The following is a 26,502-nucleotide window of genomic DNA, read 5'->3' as shown; positions in this document are numbered from 1 at the left end:
TGGTATCATAGATGTTAGAATAACTCCTTTCTTGGTGTATGGTTTATAGTTTCTCGACAACTCTATTATACCGTATCCAGTGAGGGGTTATTTGTTTTTTGGGGTAGTAAAAAAATGCCGTGTTTATGCGGCTTGTGGCGTTCCGCAAACGCCTATTTGAAAAAAAATAAAGGGAGAGAAAAGATGATTTACAGAACCGAACATCCAAAACCACAGTTTATGCGTGAAAATTGGTTGAATTTAAATGGAAGCTGGGATTTTGAAATTGATCATGGCGGAAGTGGAGAAGCACGGGAGCTTTACAAGCCGGAAGCAGACCTTTCAAAAAAAATCCAGGTGCCTTTTTGCCCGGAAAGTAAGCTGTCCGGGATTGGCTACACGGATTTCATGAATTCTGTATGGTATCGGAGAGAAATTGAAATTACAGAAGCCCAGTTATCAAATCTTGTGATTCTGCATTGCGGCGCGGCAGATTATTTTACCACAATATATGTGAACGGACAGAAATGTGGCACTCATAAAGGGGGATATGTTTCTTTCTCTGTGGATATTACAAGGTATCTTTTTGCCGGAAAAAATGTGATCACAATTCATGTGGAAGATGACACCCGTTCCCACTTGATTCCGTCCGGAAAACAGAGCACCCATTATGAGTCTTACAGCTGTTATTATACCAGAACAACAGGTATCTGGCAGACCGTATGGCTGGAATTTGTTCCTGACACACACATTATAAAAACAAAATATTATGGGGACATAAACAATGGAACAATTACTGTTTTTGCAGAGCTTCAGGGAGCAGGAACCTTTGCGGTAAAAGCGTCCTACAAGGGAAAGGCAATGGGAGAGGCTACAGTGAGCTCAGATGGCGGAACAGCAGTGGCAGTGGTGAAGCTGGCAGAAAAGCATTTATGGCAGGTTGGAAAGGGAGATCTTTATGACCTTGCCTTAAGCTATGGAGAAGATCAGGTGACAAGTTATTTTGGACTGCGCTCCATACAGCTTACAGACAAAAAGTTTCTGCTCAACGGAAAATCTGTATTTCAGCGTCTCATTCTGGATCAGGGCTTTTATCCGGATGGAATTTACACAGCACCTTCTGATGAAGAACTGGAAAAGGATATAAAACGATCCCTGGCAATGGGATTTAACGGTGCCCGCCTTCATGAAAAAGTATTTGAAGAGCGTTTCCTGTATCACTGTGACAGGCTGGGGTATATCGTCTGGGGAGAGTATCCCAACTGGGGACTGGATCACTCTTATGCAGACAGCATTTACGGAATCCTTCCAGAGTGGCTGGAAGAGATTGACCGTGATTTTAACCATCCTGCGATTATTGGATGGTGTCCGTTTAATGAAACCTGGGATGAAAAAGGAAGAAAACAGTTTGATGAGCTTCTTGCCACAGTTTATAAGGCAACGAAAGCAGCGGATCCAACCCGGCCCTGTATTGACACCAGCGGAAATTATCATGTGCTCACCGATATTTATGATTTGCATGATTATGAACAGGATCCGGAGATTTTTGCAGAGCATTACAAAGAGGTTGGAAAATCAAACAGGCTTGATTTCCGTGCGGCATTTGAAGAACGGCAGACATATAATGGAAAAATTCCCTTCTTTGTCAGCGAATATGGCGGCATTGGCTGGTCTTTGAGCAAGGATGCCTGGGGATATGGAAATACGCCGGATTCACCGGAAGCATACATGAAACGTCTGAAAGAGCTTACAGATGTTTTACTGGATAATGAGAACATGTTTGCACTTTGCTATACGCAGCTTACAGATGTGGAACAGGAACAAAACGGACTGTATACGTATGACAGACAGCCGAAATTTGATCCGGAAATTATTCATGCTATTTTTTCAAGAAAAGCTGCCATTGAAGATTAAGAGTAAAAACGTTCAAGCCTTACAGAAATAAATATATGAATATGACAGGAGAATACATAAAATGAGAAAATGGACACGTGTTGGATTTCAACCCAATCTTCCATTAGAGGAAAAAAGACGTGTGACGGAATGTAAGGAGCATATCAGACTTTCAAAGGAAGCTGCAAAAGAAGGTATGGTGCTGTTGAAAAATGAGAAAAAGCTTCTGCCTCTTGCAGAAGGAACCAGACTTGCACTGTTTGGGAAAGGAAGTTTTGATTATGTAAAAGGCGGTGGAGGAAGTGGTGATGTTGCGGTTTCCTACGTGCATAACCTTTATGATGGGTTTAAAATGCAAGGAAATGCAGTTATGCTTTATGAACCCCTGGCAGAATTTTACAGAGAAAATGTTCAGGAACAGTATAGGCAAGGTGCAATGCCAGGTATGACAATAGAACCTGAACTTCCAAAAGGACTTGCTGACGGTGCAAAAGCATTTGCAGATGTGGCAATTGTTGTAATAAGCCGTTTTTCATCAGAAGGCTGGGATCGCTCCAGCCTTGATAGTCAGTTAAGCGAAATGTCAAGGGAAGAGCTGGAAGATAACTACATGGCAAAACTGATTGCGAAAGCCTTTCCAGAGGGAGATTATTTTCTGACAGAGAATGAAAAGGCAATGTTGAACATGGTGAAAGAACGGTTTAACCGTATTGCAGTGGTTCTGAATGTCGGTGGAATTGTAGATGTTTCCTGGATAAAAAATGATGACCGGATTTCAGCCGCCCTTCTTGGCTGGCAGGGGGGAATGGAAGGAGGGCTGGCCATGGCAGAGCTTCTTCTGGGAAAAGGAAATCCGTCTGGCAAGCTGACTGATACATTTGCAGCTTCCTTAGATGATTATCCATCAACTGAAAATTTTCATGAATCCTGTGACTATGTAAATTATACAGAAGATATTTATGTAGGATACCGTTATTTTGAGACGATTCCAGGTGCAAAGGAAAAGGTTATATATCCCTTTGGATATGGGCTTTCCTATACTGATTTCAGAGTGCATACAGATTCTGTATGGGAAACTTCAAAACATATTTTTGCAGAAGTTCACGTGACCAATACAGGGAACATGGCAGGAAAAGAAGTGGTACAGCTTTACTTTAACGGACCACAGGGTCTTCTTGGTAATCCGGCACTCCGGCTTGCTGCTTTTGAAAAAACCCGTCTGCTTCAGCCTGGAGAAACACAGGTAGTTTATCTGTCATTTGAAAAAGCGGACATGGCTTCCTATGATGATCTCGGGAAAATTCAGAAGTCAGCCTATATTCTGGAAAAAGGAATTTACAGATTTTACATTGGAATCTCTGTAAGGGATACAGAAGAAGCCGCTTATACATTCGAGCTTACAGAAAATATAATTGTAAAACAGCTATCAGCGCATTTGGTTCCAACAAGTCTGAAAGAGCGTATGCTTTCTGATGGTACCTTTGAAATGCTTCCTCAGTATGAATGCAATGATATGAATGAATGTGCATTTGAAAAACTGAAAACGGAAGAAGAGGATTGTATTGTGCCAGAAGTGCGCTGGTGTTCCCGTCGAAAATGGTTTGATAATTGTGGAAGAAAACAGTTCATTGATGTAGCTGAAGGAAAGCTTTCATTGGATGAGTTTATGGCACAGTTAAGTGATAAGGAACTGCTTCATCTTCTCGGCGGACAGCCAAATACAGGTGTTGCAAATACATTCGGATTAGGAAATCTTCCTGAGTACGGGGTCCCTTCAGTAATGACTGCAGATGGACCAGCAGGACTACGCCTTAATATCGGATGTACTGTGAATACAACAGCCTGGCCATGTGCAACGCTTCTGGCATGTACCTGGAATCCGGCACTTGTATGGCAGGTCGGAAAGGCAGGCGCGAAGGAGGTAAAGGAAAATAATCTTGCTGTATGGCTGACACCAGCTGTAAATATTCACAGAAACCCTATGTGTGGAAGAAATTTTGAATATTATTCCGAGGATCCGCTGATTGCTGGAAAAATGGGTGCCGCTATGGTAAAGGGGATTCAGTCACAGCATATTGCAGCATCTGTAAAGCATTTTACAGCAAACAACAAAGAAACAAACAGGAAAAATAGTGATTCCAGGGTATCGGAGCGTGCACTTCGTGAAATTTATCTGAAGGGCTTTGAGATTATTGTAAAAGAAGCACAGCCTTGGACGATCATGTCCTCTTACAATGCTGTTAACGGACACCGTACTTCAGAGAGCTATGAGCTTTTGACAGATATTTTGCGTGGTGAGTGGGGATTTCAGGGTATGGTTACAACAGACTGGTGGACATGTGGAGAGCATTATAAAGAAATAAAGGCTGGAAATGACCTTAAAATGGCAACAGGGTATCCGGAGCGTGTGAAAAAAGCTATGGAAATGGGATTGCTCGGTCGACAGGAACTGGAACAGAGTGCAAGACGCGTATTGGAGCTTATTTTGAAAATTGATTAATTTTGTATAAAAAATCAAAAAAATAACAGATAAAAACATGAAATTGTAATATTCATTGAGGTATTATATAATAGTATAGTGTCAAAATATTTTTTGCTACTGGCAATGTTGATATTTTCGCACAACCCCCTTGGTCAGGTGATTGGCTGGCAGTGTTCCACGAACAGATCATTTGACGCAGGGGGTATTTGTGTTAAAAAATGTATGGGTGGGAATGAGAGCAAATGACAAGACGAAAAATTCTTATTGTGGAAGATGAAGTGCTGGTAAGATGTGGATTAAGGTCCATGGTGAACTGGGAAAAACTGGGGCTGGATGTAATTGGAGATGCTTCCAATGGAAAAGAAGCCCTGGAAATATACGAGAAAGAAAAACCGGATATTGTTATGACAGATATTAAAATGCCGGTTATGGACGGACTGGAACTGATCGAAAAAATACGGGAACAGGATCAGAGCACCAGGATTGTCCTACTGACCTGTTATGAAGAATTTTCTTATCTGATGAGAGCTATGAAGCTAGGGGTGTCTGATTATATTTTAAAACTAAAAATGAAACCTGATGAGATTGAAAAAGCAATGGAGAAGGTCTGTAAAGAACTGGAACAGAAGAATCCCGATTCCAAAAATGAAACAAAAGCAGTGCAGGATAAATCAGATTTATTCGGGCAGTATGTTTTTTATCACCAGATTAATGAAAATACTTTTCGGGAACAGTTAAAAAAGCTTGATTTTCAGGTTTCGGAAAAATCATACCGAATCTGCAGGATGGAAATTGCAAATTATAAAGAGGTATGTGAAAAAACAAAAGACGAACAAGGAGCTTTGATCCAATTCCTGATCTTTAATATGACAGAGGAAATACTGGGAAAATATAAAAATGGAGAACTGATCCGGGAGAATGAAAAAAATTATCTTCTTTTAATTGAAGAAACGGAAGAGGATAACCAGAAAACGAAAACGATCCTGAAGGAAATTGCCCGGGTATTGCGGGAACATATTATGGCGCAGGTCTGCTGGAAAATCAGCGGTGTGGGACGTTCCTGGACAGAGCTTTCCGACAGGTACCAGGAATGTAAGAAGAATGAAACAGAAAAACAGAAAGAAGATCAGAAAGCACAGAACTTGAAACAGTTAAGTATTGAAATCTATAAAGCAAAAGAGTACATAGACCAGCATCTGGCAGACAAGCTTACCTTGAACCAGGTTGCGGAAATTGTATGTTTAAGTCCTAACTATTTCAGCAGCATGTGGAAAAAGGAAATGCAGGTAGGCTTCGTGGATTATATTACAGAACAGAGAGTAGAAAAGGCCAAGGAGCTGTTTGCCACAACCGATCTTAGAACCCATGAAGTAGCAGAACTCACTGGCTTTGGGGACGACAGCTATTTCAGCAAGATATTTCGGAAGGTTTCCGGAAAGAATCCAGGCAGCTTCAGAAAGCGGAATATTTTATGAAAAAAGATGATACAGTAAAAATTCCATTTTATAAAAGTGTTTTTGGAAAAATGATAATAGCAGTATCCCTTAGCTTTCTGCTTGTGATCATTATAAGCTTTATAGGTCTTTATATGGGAGTGAAGGGAGCCTTAAGAACACGTACAGAAACGGAACTTCTAAGATCTTATAAGCAGCTGGAACAGAACCTGGATACATTTGGAAGAGAAGTTGACCAGGTTGCCCTTCGTGTTTTAAATGGTTCCGATCTGGCAAGCCTGGTAGTATCCCATGGCTCTCAAACTAGCATGATAGAGCAAAGAATTGATTTTTTCAGCATGACAGACACGATTCTGGCAGAGTACAGCTTTATTGATTCCATTGTTTTTTATAATGCGGAAGATGTAACCTTATTTGCTGACGGAAACTGGAACATTACCTCTGAAAACAGTGAGAAAAGGGGGAAATTCTACACAGAGAGACTGAAAAACCGGAACGCAGTTCCACAGAAAAAACCAATCTGGTATGGAGGCTATAACAGCAGTGATTTTGTGGAAAATGACAGGGATAACCAGAAACTGTTGAATTATGTGAGCGTGTGCAGGCCTATTTTCCGGGGAGAAAAATATGGCTGGCTTGTGTTGAATGTGGATCTGGAACATTTTGTAAGCTATTACAATTCAATTTCACAAGATGGAGGCTGGTCAGAGGAAACCTATATGATCGACCAGTTTGGAAGGACTGTTTCAGAAACAAATGTATATGGGATAGGGGATGAAAAAGAAAATTTAATGCTGCAGCCAGAAGCTGCCCCAAAAATATTTGAATCCGGTAAAAATCTGATCCTGTGTTATCCGGTGGGCTTTTGTAATTGGACATTGGTAAATGAAACTCCAATATCTGAAATATTAGGAGACATCCAGGATGTTCAGGAAATTTTTATTCTGGCAATTGTCGCTTCGGTAACCATTTCAATTTTATTTCTTGTATTCTGGGTGAAATATATGACAACGCCCTTTGTAAAGGTGATAGATGCGCTGAAAATGGTACAAAACGGGCAGTTCGGCATTGTTTTGGAACAAGACCATGAGAATGGGGATGAGTTCTCTCTTCTGGTGAACAGCTATAATAAAATGACACTGGAAATATCAAGTCTGATCCGCAAAAATGTGGAAAATGAAAAATCAAAAAGAGATGCACAGATCCGCGCACTGAAGTCCCAGATCAATCCTCATTTTTTGTATAATACGCTGAATACAGTGAAATGGATGGCAATTGTGAAAGGCGAAAATGATATTGTGGACTGTATGGATGCACTGGCGGAAATGGTTCAGCCGATTTTCAGGGATACACGCAACAAGTGGTCAGTAGAGGAAGAACTTACTTATATCAAAAATTACTGCAGGATCATGAATTACAGATACGGTGAAAAAACAGTGCTTGGTATAGAAGCAGACAGTTCACTTATGTCTGCTATGGTGCCGAAATTTATTTTGCAGCCGCTTGTGGAGAATTCTTTTTTTCATGGTCTGGCAGAAAAAGAAATGCAGGAGCATAAAAAATTCCAGATATACGTAAAAGGGAAAAGAAAAGAGTATAAAACCAGGGACTGCCTGGAATTATGCGTATATGACAATGGAATTGGAATAAGCAGGGAAAACTGTGAGAAGCTCCGTGCAAGTCTGAATATGGAGGATGACGGCAGACATATTGGGCTCAGAAACATATATCAGAGAATCAAGCTTCTTTATGACATGGAAAACGGAGTGGAAATTGGCAGTGATAATGAGAACGGTTTCCAGGTACTGGTCCGGATTCCTTATGAAGAAGAAAAATGGTAAAATAGTTATAAAAATCGTGGCTTTTTTCCATAAACCAGGAATGTGACGGGGATAAGATGTGCATAGAATTATGCCAAAAATCGGAAGGTTGTTTCTGGAAGATGTGTTCTGTTTTTGGTATCCTTTTTACAGAAACAAAACACGGCGCAACACCAAAAAAGAAAACAGGAGGTAGGAAATGAGAAGGAATTTATGGAAAAAGGTTACATCTGCAACCTTATGTGCTGCGATGGTTGGGGGAATTATGGTAAGCAACGGAGCCCTGGCAGTGCAGGCTGAGGAAGGGGAAGAAAAGGAAGTAATTACTCTCAGAGTCATGGGAGAAACAGGAATGGACGGCATTTCCACAGACGATGCAGTAGGACGCTATATTAAGGAAAAACTGGGAATCGTACTGGAATATACAAATGTAAGTACAGATCGATTAAAAGTGATGGCTTCCGGTGGAGATCTTCCGGATATTGTAGAACTTCATAACGGAGATATTGATGTTAAAAATCTGATCGATGCAGGATCGTTATGGGCCATGGATGACTGGCTTGCAGAAAATGGAGATAATCTGAAAGAAAAACTTCCGGATGCATTAAAGTATTCAAAAGATATTATTGGCGGAGGAAGTACTTATTTTATTCCGACAAATGTTCAGACAGAGAATAAAGATCTGCCAAATAAGAATGGCTTTGTAGTATTTTTTACAAGATGGGATTATTATAAGGAATTAGGATATCCGGATGTCAGCACTGAAGACAAATATCTGGATGTTTTAAAACAGATGGTAGATGCACATCCGACGACAGCAGACGGCAAGAAGGTTTATGCATTGTCTGGCTGGTCTGACTGGGGAATCTGGCCTTATATGATCAGTTACCCATTTGATATGGGCTATACAAATTCAGGAAATAATCAGTTCATAAACAATGAAACCGGTGAATTTGAAGATATGTTTACGGTAGAAGACGGACCATTGTGGAAAGCTCTTTCCTTCTATAACAAGGCTTATCGGATGGGCATTATGGATCCGGAAGCATTTACCATGAAAAACAGTCAGTATGATGACAAAATTAAAAACGGAGAGGTTCTGGTATGTAATTATAACTGGACACAGCCGGATAAAAATATCTGCGGTGAAGATGCAGCAATGTATATGATTCCTGGTACTTTCCCATATGCAATGCAGATTTATCCATATGCAAATCCGTTAGGATATCAGGCTGCGAATGCACTTGTAATCAGTGCGAACTGTGAATATCCGGAACGTGCAATGGAACTGATTGAATTCATGACCTCTGATGAAGGCGCAAGACTGGTACGTACAGGAGTTCCTGGCGAAGACTGGGATGTTGTGGATGGAGAACCGGAACTGATCGGAAAGCGCCTTGAAAACTTTACCAGCAATGATAAAGAGTATTCTGGCTATACAACTGACGGTGTACAGGGAATTGGCAAGTATAAATGGTTATCACCTTTATGGGAAACCAATCAGTGTGCAGATGGAGAACCGGTAGATTTAACTCTTTCTAAGAAATATGTTTTATCTAGTGTTACAGAGATAGATAAGGATTTCTGCAATTATTATACTGACGGAAAAGCACAGTATCCGGGAGAGGTTTATAAACAGCTGGTTGATGAAGGAAAATTAAAAACAAATAATGAAGATCCGGCAGTTGGTCTGGCAGCAACTTTAATGCAGCCTATATCTGATGAAGCTACAAGAATTGGCAACAAGGCATCCGAGTATGTACAGGCAAATATTGCCAAAATTATTACCTGCGAGGATGATGATGCTTTTGCAGCTCAGAGAGAAAAGATGATCAGTGATATCAATGCAATGGGATATGATCAGGTATTGGAAGAAGTTCAGGCAAACTTTGAGGATGCAAAGGCAGCAGCAGAAACATTTAAATAAATATAGCCATAAAAATCTAAGAGCCGTGAAAGTTTTCACGGCTCTTTTTAACCAAATAAAGGAGAATATAATGAAAATGAAATACAACGGAATTGCAGACGCAGCAGCGCGTTTTGTAGAAAAAGAGCAGCTGAAAAACAGAAGCCTATGGAAACTGACAGCAGATCAGTTTGCCAACTGCCCAGATGATGGGGATCTTGGCTGGAGAGGGGAATACTGGGGGAAGCTTATGCGTGGTGCATGTGAGACCTACCTCTATACCAGGGATGAAGAATTATATGAAATTCTCACAGAGTCTGTGGATCAGCTTCTTTTTTATCAGGATGGGGAAGGCAGAATTTCCACATACAGCAAAGAAGCAGAATTCCAGGGATGGGATATGTGGGGCAGGAAATATGTACTTATGGGGCTGATCAGTTATTATAATATCTGCAGAGAAGAAGAGAAAAAAAGAAAAGTGATCCAGTCAGCAGAAAGACATCTGGATTATATTATGGCGCATGTAGGAAAGGAATCTGGAAAAAAGAAGATTACAGAAACTTCTGATATCTGGCAGGGAATCAATTCCAGCTCTATTCTGGAGCCGGTGGTTCTGCTGTACCGCATTGTGCATGAAAAAAAGTATCTGGACTTTGCAGCTTATATTGTAGATTGCGGTGGAGCCCGGGAATTTAACATTTTTGAAGCTGCTTATCAGAATGAATTGTATCCTTATGAATATCCGGTTGTAAAAGCCTATGAGTTAATGTCCTGCTTTGAAGGTCTGCTGGAATATTCCCTTGTTGTCAAAGAAGAAAAATGGCAGATTTCTGTAAAAAATTTTATAGAGAAACTTCTGGAATCAGAGAGAACAGTAGTGGGAGGCCTTGGCTGCAAAAACGAATTGCTGAATCATGGAAGTCTTATGCAGAGTGGTACAAAATATGACGGAATCATGCTGGAAACCTGCGTATCAGTTACCTGGATGAGGTTGCTGCGCAGAATGTACTATTTTACAGGAGATATCAAATATATTGATGAAATTGAGAGAACGGCATTTAATGTACTTTATGGTTCTGTTAATTTTGAAAAGGCAGTGTGTGGAGAAGAAACCCGTTTTGATGAACCCTATTACAGGCAGGTGTATGACCGTTATACGGCAGACAAAGATGGCTGTATTCCCGCATTTGACAGCTATAGTCCATTAAGTTCCAACATACGTGGCCGTGCAGTGGGCGGATTTAAAGCAATGGAGGAAAACCAGGCCTTTTGCGGCTGCTGCATTGCAATCGGAGCAGCTGGAACAGCGCTTGTCCCGCTTCTTGGGACAGAAGTGCAAGACAGGCTGGTAAGAATAAATCTGTATATGCCGGGAAAACTTGAGTTTCTGATCGACAGCGTTCCCGTACAAGTGGAAATAAAAACAAAGTATCCTGCAAATGGGGAAATTCGTATGAAACTGAGCATGACTCAGGATGTCTGGTTCGAAACAGAGCTTCGAATTCCTGAATTTTCCAGGACAGGCAGGCTGACAGTGCGAACGGCAGAAAATAATGAAGATGCCGCTCTTCCGGAAGCAGAGAAATATTTTTCCTTAAAGCGGACCTGGAAAGATGGAGATGAGATTGTATTAAATCTGGATATGAACCCCAGAATCCTGTGGGGAATGGAGAATCCGGAGGATGCCGACAGTGCCAGAAGAATGGCTGTGCTATATGGTCCGCTGGTTCTGGCAAGAGAAAAGCGCCTGGAGGAAAAAGAAGGGACGATTATGGACTGCCGGAAAGAAGAAGCACTGAACGGACCTTTGAAAATTGAGAATACAAGAAAAGCGCTATCCAATACCTTGAAAAAGAAGTATCAGTGTCTGTTTGACGTCACCATAGGGGAAGAGACCTTCCTGATGGTGGATTATGCGTCTGCCGGAAAAACCTGGAGACGGGATACGGAAATGGAAGTATGGCTACAGACGAAATAAATGTGCGGCAGAAAATCTGTAAGATAAAGGACAAAAAAGAAATTTTTTGGAATTCAGAGTGTGAAATTGTGAACACGAAATTCCATCAGGGTCTTGCTTAAAATCTTTGGATGTTATATAATCCCCTTGTATGTGGAAAAAACAGTTGATCCGCAAAGTAAATGATAAAAACTTACTTAGAAACAGGAGAGAAAGAATGAGTACAGACAGATATACAAGCCCTTTGTCTGAGCGTTATGCCAGCAAGGAAATGCAGTACATTTTTTCACAGGATATGAAATTCCGCACCTGGAGAAGACTCTGGATCGCTCTGGCAGAGACTGAGAAGGAGCTTGGACTGAACATCACCCAGGAACAGATTGATGAACTGAAAGCTCATGCAGACGATATCAACTATGATGTTGCCAAGGCCCGTGAGAAAGAAGTGCGTCACGATGTTATGTCCCATGTATATGCTTACGGTGTGCAGTGCCCGAAAGCAAAGGGAATCATCCACCTGGGAGCAACATCCTGTTATGTAGGAGATAATACAGACATTATTGTTATGACAGAAGCTCTGAAACTGGTTCAGAAGAAACTAGTAAACGTAATTGCAGAGCTTTCCAAGTTCGCTGACAAATATAAAGATCAGCCTACACTTGCATTTACCCATTTCCAGCCTGCACAGCCAACTACCGTTGGAAAGCGTGCCACACTGTGGACACAGGAATTCATGATGGATCTTGAAGATCTGGAATATGTTCTTGGCACCATTAAGCTTCTTGGTTCTAAAGGTACTACAGGTACACAGGCAAGCTTTCTGGAACTGTTTGAAGGAGACCAGGAGACGATCGACAAGATCGATCCGATGATCGCTGCCAAGATGGGATTCAAGGAATGCTATCCGGTATCCGGACAGACCTATTCCCGTAAAGTTGATACCCGTGTTGTCAATGTTCTGGCAGGAATTGCAGCAAGTGCACACAAGATGTCAAACGATATCCGTCTTCTTCAGCATCTGAAAGAAGTAGAGGAGCCATTTGAGAAATCACAGATCGGATCTTCCGCTATGGCTTATAAGAGAAACCCAATGAGAAGTGAGCGTATTGCTTCCCTTTCCAGATATGTGATGGTAGATGCCCTGAATCCAGCCATCACCTCTGCTACCCAGTGGTTTGAGAGAACTCTGGATGACTCCGCCAACAAGCGTCTTTCCGTACCGGAAGGCTTCCTCGCAATTGACGGAATCCTGGATCTGTGTCTGAATGTTGTAGATGGCCTTGTGGTTTATCCGAAGGTTATCGAGAAACACATGATGGCTGAGCTGCCATTTATGGCAACTGAGAACATTATGATGGACGCAGTAAAGGCAGGCGGAGACCGTCAGGAGCTTCATGAGCGTATCCGTGAGCTTTCCATGGAAGCTGGTAAGAATGTTAAAGTAGAAGGTAAGGACAACAATCTTCTTGAGCTGATCGCAGCAGATCCGGCGTTTAACCTGACTCTGGAAGAGCTTCAGAAGACCATGGATCCGAAGAAATATGTGGGACGTGCCAAAGAGCAGACCGAAAGCTTTATTGCAAAAGTTGTAAATCCGGTTCTGGCTTCCCACAAGGAAATGCTTGGAATGACAGCTGAGATTAATGTATGATAAAAGGTTGTTGATTTCTTTTTTTATGAAATTCAGATCAGACACAGGAGGAATTTGAGTTATGATCAAAGCAGTAGTTGGAGCAAACTGGGGAGATGAAGGTAAGGGTAAAATTACCGACATGCTCGCTGAGAAAGCTGATATTATCGTTAGATTCCAGGGTGGTGCAAATGCGGGACATACTATTGTAAACGACTATGGTAAATTCGCACTTCACACTCTGCCGTCAGGTGTATTTTACGGACACACTACAAGTGTGATCGGCAACGGTGTTGCACTGAATATCCCTGTATTTTTCAAAGAATACAATGAGGTTGTAAGCAAAGGTGTTCCGGCACCGAAGATTCTGATCTCTGACAGAGCACAGATGGTTATGCCATACCACATTCTGTTCGATCAGTATGAGGAGGAACGTCTGGGGGGTAAGTCCTTTGGTTCCACCAAATCCGGTATCGCACCTTTCTATTCTGACAAATATGCAAAAATTGGTTTCCAGGTAAATGAGCTTTTTGACGAGGAGCGCCTGAAGGAGAAACTGACAAGTGTTTGTGAAACTAAGAACGTTCTTCTTGAGCACTTATATCATAAACCGCTTCTGAATGTTGACGAGCTTTTTGCAGAGCTGATGGAATACAAGAAAATGGTTGCACCATATGTATGCGACGTTTCCTTGTATCTGAATAATGCACTGAAAGAGGGCAAGGAGATCCTTCTTGAGGGACAGCTTGGAACTCTGAAAGACCCTGACCATGGTATTTACCCAATGGTTACATCTTCTTCCACACTGGCTGCATACGGTGCCATCGGAGCAGGTGTGCCTCCATATGAGATCCAGAAGATCGTTGTTGTAAGCAAGGCTTATTCCAGTGCGGTAGGTGCCGGTGCATTTGTTTCCGAGATTTTCGGAGAAGAGGCTGACGAGCTTAGAAGACGTGGTGGTGATGGCGGAGAATACGGCGCTACCACAGGACGTCCGAGACGTATGGGATGGTATGACTGTGTTGCTTCCAAATACGGCTGCCGTCTTCAGGGTGCTACAGATGTTGCATTTACAGTACTTGACGTACTTGGCTATCTGGATGAGATCCCGGTTTGTGTTGCTTACGATATCGACGGAGAGATTACCACAGACTTCCCGACCACAGCCAGACTTGAGAAAGCAAAACCGGTGATCGAGAAGCTTCCAGGATGGAAATGTGATATCCGTGGAATAAAGAACTATGAGGATCTTCCGGAGAATTGCAGAAAATACATCGAATTCATCGAGGAGAAGATCGGATACCCGATCACCATGGTTTCCAACGGACCAGGAAGAAACGATATTATTTACAGAAATAAATAATTTGGAAAAAAGCGGCTGCGTATCAGACGCTTGTAAGTAAGAATACATTACTGGTTACAGAGTGATCGGTAATTGAAATGTGACTGCGCCGGAGGTTCTCTCCGGCGTATCTTGTATCTAGTACATCGAATATTAAGTAACTGCCATATTGACTTGTCTGATTTTTATTTGCTGCGCCAATATAGCAGAAACTTAATTTTCGATGCTCTAGATGACAAAAAAGAAAACGGATTTTATAAAGGAATAAAGAATGAAAAATTTTAAACGTGCAGCTGCCATTCTGGGAGTGGTAGTCTTACTGGCAGTTTGCTGTCTGCCTATGATCTTTGCTTTTGGCAGCGGCGACAACGCACAGGGGAATTTTAAGGCGGCAGTAGGTACGGTAATTCTGGTGCCAGTGCTGGCTTATGTATTTCTTATGGTTTATAAACTTTTGAAGAAAGAGGAAAAGGAGGTCGCAGGCGAAGTGAAAAACATAATTTTTGATGTGGGACAGGTATTGGTTTCCTATGATTGGGAAAGCTATCTGAAAGCGTTCCACTTTTCGGCAGAAGAAGAGAAGCTGATTGCTGAGAAGGTTTTTAAGAGCCAGATCTGGAATGAGCGTGATCGTGGACTGCTTTCTGAAGAAGAATACCGGAAACAGTTTATCGCAGCACTTCCGGCTGAGTACGAGGCGGATGTAAAGCGTGTGATCGAAGAATCCGGAAAAACAATTGGAATTAAGGATTACGCTGAAACCTGGACCGGCTATCTGAAAAGCCAGGGCTATCGTCTGTACATTCTCTCAAACTACAGTCAATTCATGCTGGATCAGACAAGACCAGGTAAAATGCCTTTTTTGAAAAATATGGATGGTGTGATTTTCTCCTGTGAGGTTCAGCAGATCAAACCGGAGGCTGATATTTATGAGACACTTCTTTCCAGATTCGGTTTAAAACCGGAGGAGAGCGTTTTCCTGGATGACCGCCCGGAGAACTGCGAGGCTGCAAGAAAGCTTGGTATTCATGCCATTGAATTCCATGATCTGAAGCAGGCGGCAAAGGAACTGGAGAAGCTTGGAGTAAAATAGAAAAAAACAGCAAAACAGGAAAGTCAACGCCCCGGCTTCAGCTAGTACTTCAGAAGCCGGGGCGTTTCGGGGAGGATATAAGTTAATCTCGCTTATCTTTTGTAATGCGTCATCATTGAAGGGGGTTCAATGAATTTGTTGGTTCATTTTACTGAACACTCATAGTATGAACCTGTCACTGGCTTTTTATACATATGTTACAGAAAAATAGTATGAATTTTATGGAAAATCTGCAAGAAAATTTTGGAAAAAAAATAAGATTTGTGTTTTTCAGTAAAAGATGGTATAATGAATTTCAGCTGTAAAACGGCATAATTACGAAATTTTGTTGAAAAGAGGAATAAGAAATGAGCGACAAGACCATTTTAGAGCAGTGGCGTGCCATTGCCTATGACCAGCAGGCAGATCGTAATAAACTTCAGCAGTTCTGGGCAAAATATTTTAACATTGAGAAGAACATTTATGCACAGCTTCTTGAGAATCCGGACGAAGTAGTTACTGGTACAGTTAAAGAGCTGGCTGAGAAATATAATCAGGAAGTGCTCACCATGGTTGGTTTCCTTGATGGAATCAATGACAGCCTTAAGGTTCAGAACCCGATTGAGACTATGGATGAGAATACTACCGTGAGTCTTTGCTTTGACAAAGAGCTTCTTTACAAGAACATGGTAGACGCTAAGGCTGACTGGCTTTACAATCTTCCACAGTGGGACAAGATCTTTACCCCGGAGAAACGTAAAGAGCTTTATCTTGAGCAGAAGAAATCCGGTACTGTTGTTAAGGCACACAAGATCGGACGTAACGATCCGTGTCCATGCGGAAGCGGAAAGAAATATAAATTCTGCTGCGGTAGAAACAAATAATAAAATGTGAATATAGACCGGGATCCGGTGGATTCCGGCTGTGGGACGGATTGCAATGGTGGATGGCTGCCAGGCAATCCGTTTCGTGTATATTTATAGGAAAATTAGTTGATTTATGAGTTCTACAAGTATGAATCAGTTTGCTTTGTGCGAGTAATGAGTGAAACACGCAGAGTGGATTTGAATTTAGAAAGAGAGAAGAGAATTTGAGTTTATTTTGTTTTTGCGCCGGGATTTTAAGCCTGGCTTATTATGTGCTGATCGTGGTATATGCTGGCATTACAGCTGATTTTGCCTGGTTCTGGGTACTGCTTACAGCGGTTCTGGAAGGCGGCGCAGTACTGATCCGCTATGGCAGAAATCATCCGGGAATTTTCCCTGGATGGCTGGGAACTGTGATCATGGTGGCTGTGCTGATCGGAATTGTCTGTTTTGGATTTATCTGCAGCCGTGTAATTTCCGGAATGAAGTCTTCCGGGAAAAAGAACCTGGATTATGTAGTTGTGTTAGGTGCTCATGTAAAAGGAGATGTACCATCCAAGGCTTTGGAACTTCGTCTGAAGGCGGCACTGAAATATGCCAGGGAGAATGAAGATACCACGCTGATCCTTTCCGGCGGACAGGGCTTTGGGGAGGATATTACGGAAGCAAAATGTATGGAGAATTATCTGACAGCGCATGGTATTTCACAGGAGCGGCTGGTGTTGGAAGAGAAGTCTACAAGCACGAAAGAAAATCTGAAATTTTCCGATGAGCTTACCGGGTGCAGTAAGAAAAATACGGGAATATTGTCAAATAATTTTCACGTGTACCGAGCAGTAAAATTGGCGGAAAAGCTGGGATATAAACATCCTTATGGAATTGCGGCGGTATCAGATCCTATTATGCAGGTGCATTATGTGGTGCGGGAAGTAGTAGCGCTTGTAAAAGAAAAACTTCGGGGAAATATCTAATTTTTTATCATCTTTATTTTGCAGATTATTGACAAACCCAAAACCCAAGGCTATAATGGGACACAGTGATAAGAAAACACGTTGACGAGAAGAGTAAACTGTGGAATGTTTCAGAGAGAGGCAGGCGGCTGGAAATGCCTTATCAGGAAACAGTTGAAAACTACCTCCGAGTGGCCCTAATCCGGTCCGGTGATTCCGTTACCATCAAATAAGTGGCCTGGTTTACAGATACGTATGCTATGGCAAGCAGGGTGGAACCGCGAGTATATTCGTCCCTTACAGTGTGAGAGCATTGTAAGGGGCTTTTGTTTTTCACGAGCAATGAGTTAAAGTCCACGTTTGTGTGTGACCTTGGAGACTGCAGCTCGTCTCGTCCCTGCATGGGAGTACAGAAAATGTTTGGTTTTCAGTGCTCAGTCAAACGTTACCATACGTTTTTCGTATCAGACAGTTTCCTGCCGGATACAGTTTCAGAAAAAGAAAAGGAGACACGAATCATGATTATCACATTAAAAGACGGTTCTAAAAAAGAATACGCAGAAGCAAAATCCGTTATCGACATTGCGGCTGATATCAGCGAAGGCCTTGCAAGAGTTGCATGTGCAGGAGAGGTTGACGGAGAAGTTGTTGACCTTAGACATGTAGTTGACAAGGACTGCGAGTTAAGCATCCTGACATTTGAGGATGAGGGTGGAAAAGGCGCTTTCCGTCACACCACATCCCACATTATGGCACAGGCAATCAAGAGACTGTACCCGGATGTAAAGCTTGCAATCGGACCATCTATTGCAGACGGATTTTATTATGATATTGACAGCGAGAACCCGATCACCACAGAGGATCTTGCAAAGATCGAAGTTGAAATGAAGAAAGTGGTAAAGGAAGCACTTCCGATTACCCGTTTTACCAAATCCAGAGAAGAAGCGATCGCATTCTTCAAAGAGAAAAATGAGCCATATAAAGTGGAGCTTATCGAAGATCTTCCAGAAGATGCTGAGATCAGCTTTTATCAGCAGGGTGAGTTTGTTGACCTTTGTGCAGGACCTCACCTTATGACAACCAAACCGGTAAAAGCATTCAAGCTTACCAGCATTGCAGGTGCTTACTGGAGAGGAAGCGAGAAGAATAAAATGCTTACCAGAATCTATGGAACTTCTTTCACAAAGAAAGCAGATCTGGAAGAATATATTACCCGTATGGAAGAGGCGAAGAAACGTGACCACAGAAAGCTTGGTAAAGAGCTTGGTCTGTTCATGATGAGCGACGAAGGTCCTGGATTCCCGTTCTTCCTTCCTAAGGGAATGGTTCTGAAGAATACTCTTCTTGATTACTGGAGAGAAATCCATCAGAAAGCAGGATATGTTGAGATTTCCACACCGATCATGCTGGCACGTCATCTTTGGGAGACATCCGGACACTGGGATCATTACAAAGAAAATATGTATACAACTGTAATTGACGATCAGGATTTTGCAATCAAGCCAATGAACTGTCCGGGAGGTATTCTTGTATACCAGTCAGAACCACGTTCTTACCGTGATCTGCCGCTTCGTATGGGTGAGCTTGGTCTGGTACATCGTCATGAAAAATCCGGACAGCTTCACGGACTTATGCGTGTACGCTGCTTTACACAGGATGATGCCCATATCTTTATGATGCCGGAGCAGATCCGTGAGGAGATCAAAGGGGTTGCAAAACTGATTGACGAGGTATATCAGCTGTTTGGTTTCAAATATCACGTAGAGCTTTCCACACGTCCGGAAGATTCCATGGGAAGTGATGAGGACTGGGAGATGGCTACAGACGCTCTTCGCGGAGCTCTTGACGACCTCGGGCTTAATTATGTAGTAAATGAGGGAGACGGAGCGTTCTACGGACCGAAGATTGACTTCCATCTTGAGGACTCCATCGGAAGAACCTGGCAGTGTGGTACTATCCAGCTTGATTTCCAGCTTCCGCTCCGTTTTAATTGTGAATATGTTGGTGCTGACGGCGAGAAACATCGTCCGATCATGATCCACCGTGTTGCTTTTGGATCCATCGAGCGTTTTATCGGTATTTTGATCGAGCATTTTGCAGGTGCATTCCCAACATGGCTTGCTCCTGTACAGGTGAAGGTGCTTCCGATTTCTGATAAATATATGGATTACGCAGAAAAGGTTGTAAACGAGCTGAAAGAGTCTGGTATTCGTGTCGAAATTGATACCCGTGCTGAGAAAATCGGTTACAAGATCCGTGAGGCAAGACTTCAGAAGATTCCTTATATGCTGGTTGTTGGTGCCAAAGAAGAGGAAGAGGGCAAAGTTTCTGTAAGAAGCCGTTTCCTGGGAGATGAAGGTGCGAAGGATCTTGGAGAGTTCATTACTTCTATCAAAGCTGAGATCAAGAGCAGAGAGAACCGTAAGGTAGAGGTTCAGGAAGAGCAGAAATAAGCCGGATTTTCCGAAAAAGTTTTAAGTGAATAAATAGGAACGTGATTTCCATATAAAAGAAAGGCGCTGCTGTGAGATGCGGCGCCTTTCTTGAAAATATTAACATTGTTATAAAATATAGCTGGATTAGGTGAAAAAATATATAATCTTGTGAATTATAGCAGATGAATGCATTATTCGGAAAAGTATTTCGCCTTAATTTCCTCCACTGGCATTTCTTTTCCTGTCCACAGACGGAACGCTTCAGCCCCCTGGTAAAGCAGCATATACATACCGTTGAAGGTGCGGCAGCCAGCCTCTCTTGCGTCGCGCAAGAATCGTGTCTCACGGGGATTGTAGATCACATCTGACACGATCAGATTCGGATGATAAAGACTGGTATCTTCAATAATGGACCCTTCTGTATCAGGAGCCATCCCCACTGAGGTGGCATTGAGAAGAAGCGCACTCTCGGAGATAGCCTGTGCCAGTTCTTCTTTATCCTTGTTTTCGTGAAGAATGGCCTGGCAGGGAAGAGTGGCGTTGATATTTTCCACCAGCTTCTGTGTGCGGTTCCAGAAACGACTGGTCTCACGGGCAAAAATATGGATTTTTTTTACCCCGTCAAGGGCAGCCTGTGCACAGATGGCAGTAGCTGCACCACCGGCCCCCATGATGGTGATGGTTTTTCCGATCACATCATATCCTGCATCTCTGACAGCCTGCATGTATCCTACACCGTCAGTGTTATAGCCGGTAAGGCGTCCATTGTCATTGACTACGGTGTTCACAGCGCCGATCAGTCGGGCAGCAGGGGAAAGCTCGTCCAGAAGCTCCACGATCTTGTTTTTGTTTGGCATGGTAAGGTTGAAGCCACGGATTCCGCAAGTTTTCAGTCCCATGACAGCAGTTTCCAGATTTTCCTCGTTTACATTGAAGCAAAGATAAGTGTAATCAAGATCAAGAAGATGGAATGCTTCATTGTGCATAAGTGGTGAAATACTGTGTGCCACCGGACTTCCAAGAAGTGCGGTAAGCTGTGTGTGACCGGTAATTGGGATCATAAGGTACCTCCTGAAGTTTCTATTATTTTGAAAGTCCAAGGCAATAGCAGTGACTGATCTGGGGTAGAGCGTGTTTGAAAAATCATTCCCGCAATCTGCACGCCCCACTTTGCGGTATATTTCACCCGAATTCGGTTGCCGTAGCCCGCTACGGCGCCCTCATCCGAGCGAAATCTCCCACAAATTGTGACGCACATCTTGCAGAAAGCCTTTTTCAAACACGCTCTAGTATGAACAGCCTTAAGATATTGGAACATGAACTTTCATTTAGTTTAAAACTGGAAATCATTAAAGTATTACTAAGTATATATTATTCTATGAGAAAGGAGATGTCAAGAAATGACAAAACCTATTCAGATAAAGAACCTGACCATTGGAGCAGGAATCCCGAAAATCTGCGTTCCTCTTACTGGAACCACCAGAGAAAAAATCTGCCAGGAAGCAGAGGATGCCAAAAAAGCAGCTGCAGATCTGGTGGAATGGCGTGCAGATTTCTTTGAAGAACTGATGAATCCGGAAGCCTGCCAGAATGTGCTTGAAGCGTTGGCAGAAATTCTTGGTGAAACACCACTGCTTTTTACAATCCGGACAAGTGAGGAAGGCGGAAATATTACCATTTCTCTGGAGGATTACGCTGCCTGCAATATAAATATTGCAAAAGGCAAAAAGGCAGACCTGGTTGATGTGGAAGTTATGAGTAATTCGGAAGAGAAGAAAAAGCTGGTGGCAGAGCTTCAAAAAGAAGGAGTCAAAGTGATCGCTTCTTCCCATGATTTCCACAAAACAGACAGTCAGGAGGTTCTTTTAAACCGCTTCCGCGAAATGGAAAAATCAGGCGCTGATATTTTGAAAATGGCGGTAATGCCTCATGGTTTCGAAGACGTGGCAGCAATTATGGAGGCAACAAATGCTATGAGACAGGAGTGCGAAAAGCCTTTGGTATCCATGGCAATGGGAAGTATTGGTTCTATTACCCGAATTTCCGGAGAGAACTTCGGCTCTGGCATTACCTTTGGAACAGTTGGCGCCGCATCTGCACCGGGACAGTTTCCGATTGGAGAACTGAGAAGTCTTCTGGATGCTTTACATGAGAAAAATGAAGAAGACGAATTAAAGCAGTAGAATTAATTTTGCACGAAGCATGAAAAAATGAATTGCTTTAATTGAAAATAATATTGACAGAATTAATTTAGAACAAAATAACGAAAAATGACAGATCATGCTGTCGATTTGGGGCGAGAAATTCTTAGGATTTCCCGCCCCTTTTTGACAAAATCTGCGCCCTCTGTGACCGTATAATGGGTTCACTTACCAAAGTTAAGGATTGACGTTACCGCAAAAGGTAACGGACGACAGGCCACAGGGGGCTTTTTATGTATTATGACGTATACATAGACATCGTCTTTCTGACGAATCTTTTAATGGATTACGTTCTTCTTCGCATTGTAGGAAAGCTTTTCCTGCGAAAAAGAAATCGTGGAAGGATTTTGCTGGCGGCAGCCGTTGGCGCTCTGTTTTCCTGCCTCATTTTATATGTACTGCCGGATATGATTTTTCCTGCAAAGGTACTGCTCCATGGCGGCTGTGCCTGGGGCATGCTGGTTCTTGGACTGGATCTTAAGAAAAACGGACTTCTGGTAAAAGCTCTGGTGACTGTTTACCTGATGGCTTTTTTCATGGGAGGTCTTATGGAAGCGGCACCTGTAAAAAAGGCGACACCCATACGTTTTTTGATTGTTGCCGCAGGAGCCTACATGGGACTTAGTGCACTGATCTATCTTAGCGATTCTTTCCGTGCCAGATGGAAAAATATTTATCCAGTTACCCTGTCCTATCGGGGAAATGTACAACCGTTTTTCGGGCTTTGGGATACAGGAAATTTTCTTGTAGACCCCATCAGCCAGAAGGAGGTATTTATTATAAAACCGGAGGTTCTGGAAGCATTGCTTCCGCAGGAAAATGCAGACAGGCTGAAACACCTTAAGGAGAACCCAGGGGAGCTGGAAGGTACAGAGCCGGCTGACTTGCATCCGCACTTTTTGCCCTATAAGACAATCGGGGAGGAAGGCGTGCTGTTGGCAGTGGTGTTAGATGACCTTTGTATTCACACTCCCAGGGAGGTGATTCATGTGGCAAATCCGGTGCTGGCGCTGGCCGTGGAACCCTCTGCTTTGGGAAAAGAGTACCAGGTACTGTTGAATTCCAGAATTTTGCATTAGGAGGGGGACTTATTCATGAACAGATCAGCAAGTGCAGCGTATTATCCATTTCAGGTAATGCCCAGATTCCTGCTCGGCAGACAGGGAGAGGTTTATTATATTGGTGGAAGTGATATTCTGCCGCCGCCACTGGAAACACAAAGAGAAGCGAGGATCCTTGAAAAACTGGGTACACCAGAGGAGAAAGAAGCTAAGTCTACCTTGATCGAGCACAATCTCAGGCTGGTGGTCTATATAGCCAAAAAGTTTGATAATACAGGTGTGAGTGTGGAGGATCTGATCTCCATTGGCACTATCGGGTTGATTAAGGCAATCAATACTTTTAACCCGGTAAAAAATATTAAGCTGGCTACGTATGCATCCAGATGTATTGAAAACGAAATTCTTATGTATCTCAGACGTAACAGTAAGACGAAAATGGAGGTTTCCATAGATGAGCCACTGAATGTGGACTGGGATGGAAACGAGCTTTTGCTTTCTGATATTTTGGGAACGGATGATGATGTGATCTCCCAGAGGCTGGAGAACGAGGTGGAGATCAAGCTTCTTGGAAAAGCAATTTCCAAGCTTTCTCCAAGGGAGCAGACGATTATCAAACTGCGGTTCGGGCTTGGAAGACAGGAGGGAAGGGAAAAAACACAGAAAGAAGTGGCGGACCTTCTGGGAATTTCACAGTCTTATATTTCCAGGTTGGAAAAAAGGATCATGAAGAGATTGAAGAAGGAAATTGTGAAGTATGAGTAAAAGTGAATAGCTGCAAGTTGAGGCTTTGCATGGTCTGCTTCTGTTGTTCATACTGTCCAGCCTTTCAAATATTTGTGGCTTCTTTGTCCATGTAAGCATGGCTTGGAGGGAATCTTTATCAAAATAACAAAATGGCGCAAGCAGGCTATGGGTTGATTTGGAAATTATACTTAGCGAAAAGAAGGACAGAATATGGGCGTGTATTGGAATAATAACGGCAAAAATGGGAATTCTACAATAGACATAGAGGATAGTTTTATTATTTCATATGTAAAGAAATGGATTTACAGTAAAGGAGACACGCTTATGAATGCCGATGTAGAATTTCTAAACTATGTGTATCAGAATTCCCAGATGGGTATAGACACCTTGGAGCAGCTGCTTGAGATCACGGAAGACGAAAAATTGCAGACATGTCTGGAAAAGCAGATTGAGGGCTATCGGAAGTTTCATAACGAAGCCAGGGATATTCTGAATCGGAGCGGATATGACGAAAAAGGTCTTGGCACCTTTGAAAAAATCCGCACCTACCTTATGGTTAACCTCCAGACCATGGCCGATGACTCCACCTCCCACATCGCCAAAATGCTGATCCAGGGCAGCAGCATGGGAATTACCGAAGCCGTGAAAAAGCTTCATCAGTACGAAAATGACGTGGAGAAAGACATCAAAAAGCTGATGGAACGGCTGCAGGAATTTGAAGAGGAGAATGTGGAAAAGCTGAAGGATTTTCTGTAGGAAATAAGGCGGCGGGGGAGATGCTTCCAGATGAAGGAAGTATTTATCCTCCGCCAGTTTTGCGCAAGGATATTATGAAATTACAATTATTCATAGAAAAAATTAGTTTAAGAATTTTGAGCTATATAGTTGTCTAGATATTCCTGTGCCTGGTTTTCAGAAAACTGAAATTTCGTCATTAGTTTTTGAACAATGGCATCTGAAGAGAGGTTAAATTCCAAACACATTTCAATAGTTGCCTGGATTTTTCCATTCCGTTCTCCGTCTTCATAACCCTCTTCCCAAAACATACGCAAGGTTTTCTCTTCATCATATTCATAAATACTCATAGCTTTCGCCTCCGCTCGGTTCTTTAGTAAAAAATCCCGCAGGATGTTTTCATGGATACATTCGGTAATTGCCTTCTCAACTGCGTCAGTCAGTGGCATTTCAGCAGAATAGGTACGAATGCGAGCAACATATTCGGAGTAATCACGAAGGGTATGACAGGCATTCATTAATTCCTGGTTATGCCCCTTATTGATGTTAAGCATAACCGCTTTCAATTCCAACGCTGGTTGGTCGGTTGTTGGATGAAATAACTCTGAAAGAAGAAATTCTGTCCTGTCTGGCTGCGACTTCACACCATTATAAAAGATTACGAAGGAAGGCAGCGGAATCTGCCCTTTCTTGGAACCATATATGTTCATGTCTTTCGTATAGGCTGAATAAATATCTGTTATGTACATGAGAAAGCGTAAAGGTAGGTTGGGATTTACCGTGGACTGTTGTTCATAAAGTGCCAGGCGCATATCAATAATAAAGGAAAGATCATTTTCCATTGTCATGTAGATTGCGTTATCCAATGTAGTAATTGTTAGCATTGCAGGATCATCATAATGAGTTCCGTTAATTGCATTGTAAAGTTTCAGTAATTCTGATTTGTCATTAAAAATCATCTTGTAGAGTCGATCCTTGTAAATACGGTTTACAGGTAAAGATACATTGTTCATAGAAGACCTCCTTATAAAGATGGTGGAAGGCCTCTTAATGTAAATCTCTACATTTTGGTCAGAAACCTTCCTGCTGCTATATGGGAAAAGCATGAGATTTCTGAAGCGGCAGAGCGCCGAAGATACCAGAGATGATATTAAATAGACTTACTGAAATGAAATGCTTTGTTATAGCATAGCCCATGGCGGGCTAAAATGCAAGAAAAAGAGTTCGACATGATTCGACAAATAATTTGAACAAAAAAATATAAACTTTTTTGTAAAAAGTGCTTGACGATTCCTTGCGGCAGTGGTATAATAAACAAGCTGTCGCAAGAAATTGCTTCTGAAATGCTGAAAAATAAAATAGTTTTCAGAAAATTTAAATTAACTGTTGACAAATGACTGAACTTATGATAAAGTAATCAAGTCGTTTGAACAGAACGATAGACAGGATCTTGAAAATCTCAAAAACTTTTGAAAAAAGTGCTTGACAAGATTTGGAAGATATGATAAAGTAAACAAGCTGTCGCAAAGAGATGACAGACAAACAACCTTGATAACTAAACAGTGAAACACATACGATTCTCGAAAATTCTTAACGAATCATCATTCAAATGAATGAACTTTTTATAACAGTAATGACGAGAGATAACTAAGCTAGTTGGTTGTCTTGAGTGCATCAAACACTTTTACAGAGAGTTTGATCCTGGCTCAGGATGAACGCTGGCGGCGTGCTTAACACATGCAAGTCGAACGGGAAATACTTTATTGAAACTTCGGTCGATTTAATTTATTTCTAGTGGCGGACGGGTGAGTAACGCGTGGGTAACCTGCCTTATACCGGGGGATAACAGCCAGAAATGGCTGCTAATACCGCATAAGCGCACAGAACCGCATGGTTCCGTGTGAAAAACTCCGGTGGTATAAGATGGACCCGCGTTGGATTAGCTAGTTGGCAGGGCAGCGGCCTACCAAGGCGA

The 26,502-nt window shown here is 42.3% G+C and carries 20 protein-coding genes and 1 rRNA gene; 18 read left to right on the top strand and 3 right to left on the bottom strand.

Annotated elements, in window-relative coordinates; translation table 11 throughout:
- Positions 1–183 precede the first annotated feature (183 nt).
- The 12 genes from ACESTK_RS08055 (at position 184) to thrS (ending at position 19,804) form a co-directional block, all read left to right on the top strand.
- Complete coding sequence (locus ACESTK_RS08055) at positions 184–1,893, top strand: glycoside hydrolase family 2 protein (RefSeq protein WP_148461304.1); 1,710 nt, start codon at positions 184–186, stop codon at positions 1,891–1,893.
- 61 nt (positions 1,894–1,954) lie between these two features.
- Positions 1,955–4,372 carry a glycoside hydrolase family 3 C-terminal domain-containing protein gene (locus tag ACESTK_RS08050; protein ID WP_148461305.1) on the top strand — a complete coding sequence of 806 codons (2,418 nt, stop codon included), beginning with the start codon at positions 1,955–1,957 and terminating at the stop codon, positions 4,370–4,372.
- Positions 4,373–4,596: 224 nt separating this feature from the next.
- Positions 4,597–5,829 carry a response regulator gene (locus ACESTK_RS08045; protein WP_148461306.1) on the top strand — a complete coding sequence of 411 codons (1,233 nt, stop codon included), beginning with the start codon at positions 4,597–4,599 and terminating at the stop codon, positions 5,827–5,829.
- On the top strand, positions 5,826–7,649 hold the full coding sequence (locus ACESTK_RS08040) for a sensor histidine kinase (protein WP_373119417.1): 1,824 nt from the start codon (positions 5,826–5,828) through the stop codon (positions 7,647–7,649). Before ACESTK_RS08045 ends, ACESTK_RS08040 begins: the two co-directional genes overlap by 4 nt.
- Before the next feature lie 178 nt (positions 7,650–7,827).
- Positions 7,828–9,555 (top strand): extracellular solute-binding protein, encoded by a 1,728-nt coding sequence (locus tag ACESTK_RS08035; RefSeq protein WP_373119415.1) that lies wholly within the window; start codon positions 7,828–7,830, stop codon positions 9,553–9,555.
- 70 nt (positions 9,556–9,625) lie between these two features.
- Positions 9,626–11,512 (top strand): beta-L-arabinofuranosidase domain-containing protein, encoded by a 1,887-nt coding sequence (locus ACESTK_RS08030; RefSeq protein ID WP_178090565.1) that lies wholly within the window; start codon positions 9,626–9,628, stop codon positions 11,510–11,512.
- Positions 11,513–11,708: 196 nt separating this feature from the next.
- Complete coding sequence (purB, locus tag ACESTK_RS08025; RefSeq protein WP_195379288.1) at positions 11,709–13,142, top strand: adenylosuccinate lyase; 1,434 nt, start codon at positions 11,709–11,711, stop codon at positions 13,140–13,142.
- Between the two features lie 61 nt (positions 13,143–13,203).
- On the top strand, positions 13,204–14,484 hold the full coding sequence (locus tag ACESTK_RS08020; RefSeq protein WP_195379289.1) for an adenylosuccinate synthase: 1,281 nt from the start codon (positions 13,204–13,206) through the stop codon (positions 14,482–14,484).
- A 250-nt stretch (positions 14,485–14,734) separates the two neighbouring features.
- Positions 14,735–15,556: an HAD family phosphatase gene (locus ACESTK_RS08015; protein WP_195379290.1), complete on the top strand. Its 822-nt coding sequence runs from the start codon at positions 14,735–14,737 to the stop codon at positions 15,554–15,556.
- A 347-nt stretch (positions 15,557–15,903) separates the two neighbouring features.
- Positions 15,904–16,419: an SEC-C metal-binding domain-containing protein gene (locus ACESTK_RS08010; RefSeq protein WP_118578503.1), complete on the top strand. Its 516-nt coding sequence runs from the start codon at positions 15,904–15,906 to the stop codon at positions 16,417–16,419.
- Positions 16,420–16,625: 206 nt separating this feature from the next.
- Complete coding sequence (locus tag ACESTK_RS08005) at positions 16,626–17,372, top strand: YdcF family protein (RefSeq protein WP_373119412.1); 747 nt, start codon at positions 16,626–16,628, stop codon at positions 17,370–17,372.
- Between the two features lie 494 nt (positions 17,373–17,866).
- Complete coding sequence (thrS, locus tag ACESTK_RS08000; protein ID WP_347709132.1) at positions 17,867–19,804, top strand: threonine--tRNA ligase; 1,938 nt, start codon at positions 17,867–17,869, stop codon at positions 19,802–19,804.
- 173 nt (positions 19,805–19,977) lie between these two features.
- Here thrS and ACESTK_RS07995 read toward each other — a convergent pair whose 3' ends face one another.
- Together ACESTK_RS07995 and ACESTK_RS07990 are read right to left on the bottom strand one after the other, a co-directional pair.
- Positions 19,978–20,847, bottom strand: a complete 870-nt coding sequence (locus ACESTK_RS07995) for a shikimate dehydrogenase (RefSeq protein ID WP_373119410.1) — start codon at positions 20,845–20,847, stop codon at positions 19,978–19,980.
- A complete protein-coding gene (locus tag ACESTK_RS07990; protein WP_373119409.1) occupies positions 20,844–21,065 on the bottom strand; it encodes a DUF6783 domain-containing protein in 222 nt (73 codons plus the stop codon). Before ACESTK_RS07990 ends, ACESTK_RS07995 begins: the two co-directional genes overlap by 4 nt.
- Between ACESTK_RS07990 and ACESTK_RS07985 the strand changes: the two genes are divergently transcribed.
- The 5 genes from ACESTK_RS07985 to ACESTK_RS07965 all read left to right on the top strand — a co-directional run bounded on the left by ACESTK_RS07985 (position 20,964) and on the right by ACESTK_RS07965 (position 24,548).
- Positions 20,964–21,347 carry a DUF6783 domain-containing protein gene (locus tag ACESTK_RS07985; protein WP_313720020.1) on the top strand — a complete coding sequence of 128 codons (384 nt, stop codon included), beginning with the start codon at positions 20,964–20,966 and terminating at the stop codon, positions 21,345–21,347. The genes ACESTK_RS07990 and ACESTK_RS07985 overlap by 102 nt on opposite strands.
- The gene (gene aroD, locus ACESTK_RS07980; RefSeq protein WP_325064564.1) at positions 21,232–21,969 is read left to right on the top strand and encodes a type I 3-dehydroquinate dehydratase; all 738 of its coding nucleotides are present in this window, start codon (positions 21,232–21,234) and stop codon (positions 21,967–21,969) included. The genes ACESTK_RS07985 and aroD overlap by 116 nt, the downstream gene beginning before the upstream one ends.
- Positions 21,970–22,220: 251 nt before the next feature.
- Complete coding sequence (locus ACESTK_RS07975) at positions 22,221–23,066, top strand: sigma-E processing peptidase SpoIIGA (RefSeq protein ID WP_118584313.1); 846 nt, start codon at positions 22,221–22,223, stop codon at positions 23,064–23,066.
- 57 nt (positions 23,067–23,123) lie between these two features.
- Entirely contained in the window at positions 23,124–23,810 is a 687-nt protein-coding gene (gene sigE, locus ACESTK_RS07970) for an RNA polymerase sporulation sigma factor SigE (protein WP_173772878.1), read from the top strand.
- Positions 23,811–24,116: 306 nt separating this feature from the next.
- A complete protein-coding gene (locus ACESTK_RS07965) occupies positions 24,117–24,548 on the top strand; it encodes a hypothetical protein (protein WP_373119407.1) in 432 nt (143 codons plus the stop codon).
- A 107-nt stretch (positions 24,549–24,655) separates the two neighbouring features.
- On the opposite strand, the gene ACESTK_RS07960 is transcribed toward ACESTK_RS07965, so the two are convergent.
- Positions 24,656–25,540: a hypothetical protein gene (locus ACESTK_RS07960; protein WP_373119405.1), complete on the bottom strand. Its 885-nt coding sequence runs from the start codon at positions 25,538–25,540 to the stop codon at positions 24,656–24,658.
- A gap of 670 nt (positions 25,541–26,210) precedes the next feature.
- Between ACESTK_RS07960 and ACESTK_RS07955 the strand changes: the two genes are divergently transcribed.
- A 16S ribosomal RNA gene (locus tag ACESTK_RS07955) occupies positions 26,211–26,502 on the top strand; the annotation flags it as partial.

The sequence above is a fragment of the Ruminococcus sp. Marseille-P328 genome (assembly GCF_964249465.1).
Classification (GTDB): domain Bacteria; phylum Bacillota; class Clostridia; order Lachnospirales; family Lachnospiraceae; genus Blautia_A; species Blautia_A faecis.
This window is presented reverse-complemented; position numbering and strand designations above follow the sequence as displayed.

Coding starts and splice junctions, on each gene's coding strand:
- ACESTK_RS08055 (WP_148461304.1), top strand. CDS start 184: ATGATTTACAGAACCGAACATCCAAAACCACAGTTTATGCGTGAAAAT.
- ACESTK_RS08050 (WP_148461305.1), top strand. CDS start 1,955: ATGAGAAAATGGACACGTGTTGGATTTCAACCCAATCTTCCATTAGAG.
- ACESTK_RS08045 (WP_148461306.1), top strand. CDS start 4,597: ATGACAAGACGAAAAATTCTTATTGTGGAAGATGAAGTGCTGGTAAGA.
- ACESTK_RS08040 (WP_373119417.1), top strand. CDS start 5,826: ATGAAAAAAGATGATACAGTAAAAATTCCATTTTATAAAAGTGTTTTT.
- ACESTK_RS08035 (WP_373119415.1), top strand. CDS start 7,828: ATGAGAAGGAATTTATGGAAAAAGGTTACATCTGCAACCTTATGTGCT.
- ACESTK_RS08030 (WP_178090565.1), top strand. CDS start 9,626: ATGAAAATGAAATACAACGGAATTGCAGACGCAGCAGCGCGTTTTGTA.
- purB (WP_195379288.1), top strand. CDS start 11,709: ATGAGTACAGACAGATATACAAGCCCTTTGTCTGAGCGTTATGCCAGC.
- ACESTK_RS08020 (WP_195379289.1), top strand. CDS start 13,204: ATGATCAAAGCAGTAGTTGGAGCAAACTGGGGAGATGAAGGTAAGGGT.
- ACESTK_RS08015 (WP_195379290.1), top strand. CDS start 14,735: ATGAAAAATTTTAAACGTGCAGCTGCCATTCTGGGAGTGGTAGTCTTA.
- ACESTK_RS08010 (WP_118578503.1), top strand. CDS start 15,904: ATGAGCGACAAGACCATTTTAGAGCAGTGGCGTGCCATTGCCTATGAC.
- ACESTK_RS07995 (WP_373119410.1), bottom strand. CDS start 20,847: ATGATCCCAATTACCGGTCACACACAGCTTACCGCACTTCTTGGAAGT.
- ACESTK_RS07975 (WP_118584313.1), top strand. CDS start 22,221: ATGTATTATGACGTATACATAGACATCGTCTTTCTGACGAATCTTTTA.
- sigE (WP_173772878.1), top strand. CDS start 23,124: ATGCCCAGATTCCTGCTCGGCAGACAGGGAGAGGTTTATTATATTGGT.
- ACESTK_RS07965 (WP_373119407.1), top strand. CDS start 24,117: ATGAATGCCGATGTAGAATTTCTAAACTATGTGTATCAGAATTCCCAG.
- ACESTK_RS07960 (WP_373119405.1), bottom strand. CDS start 25,540: ATGAACAATGTATCTTTACCTGTAAACCGTATTTACAAGGATCGACTC.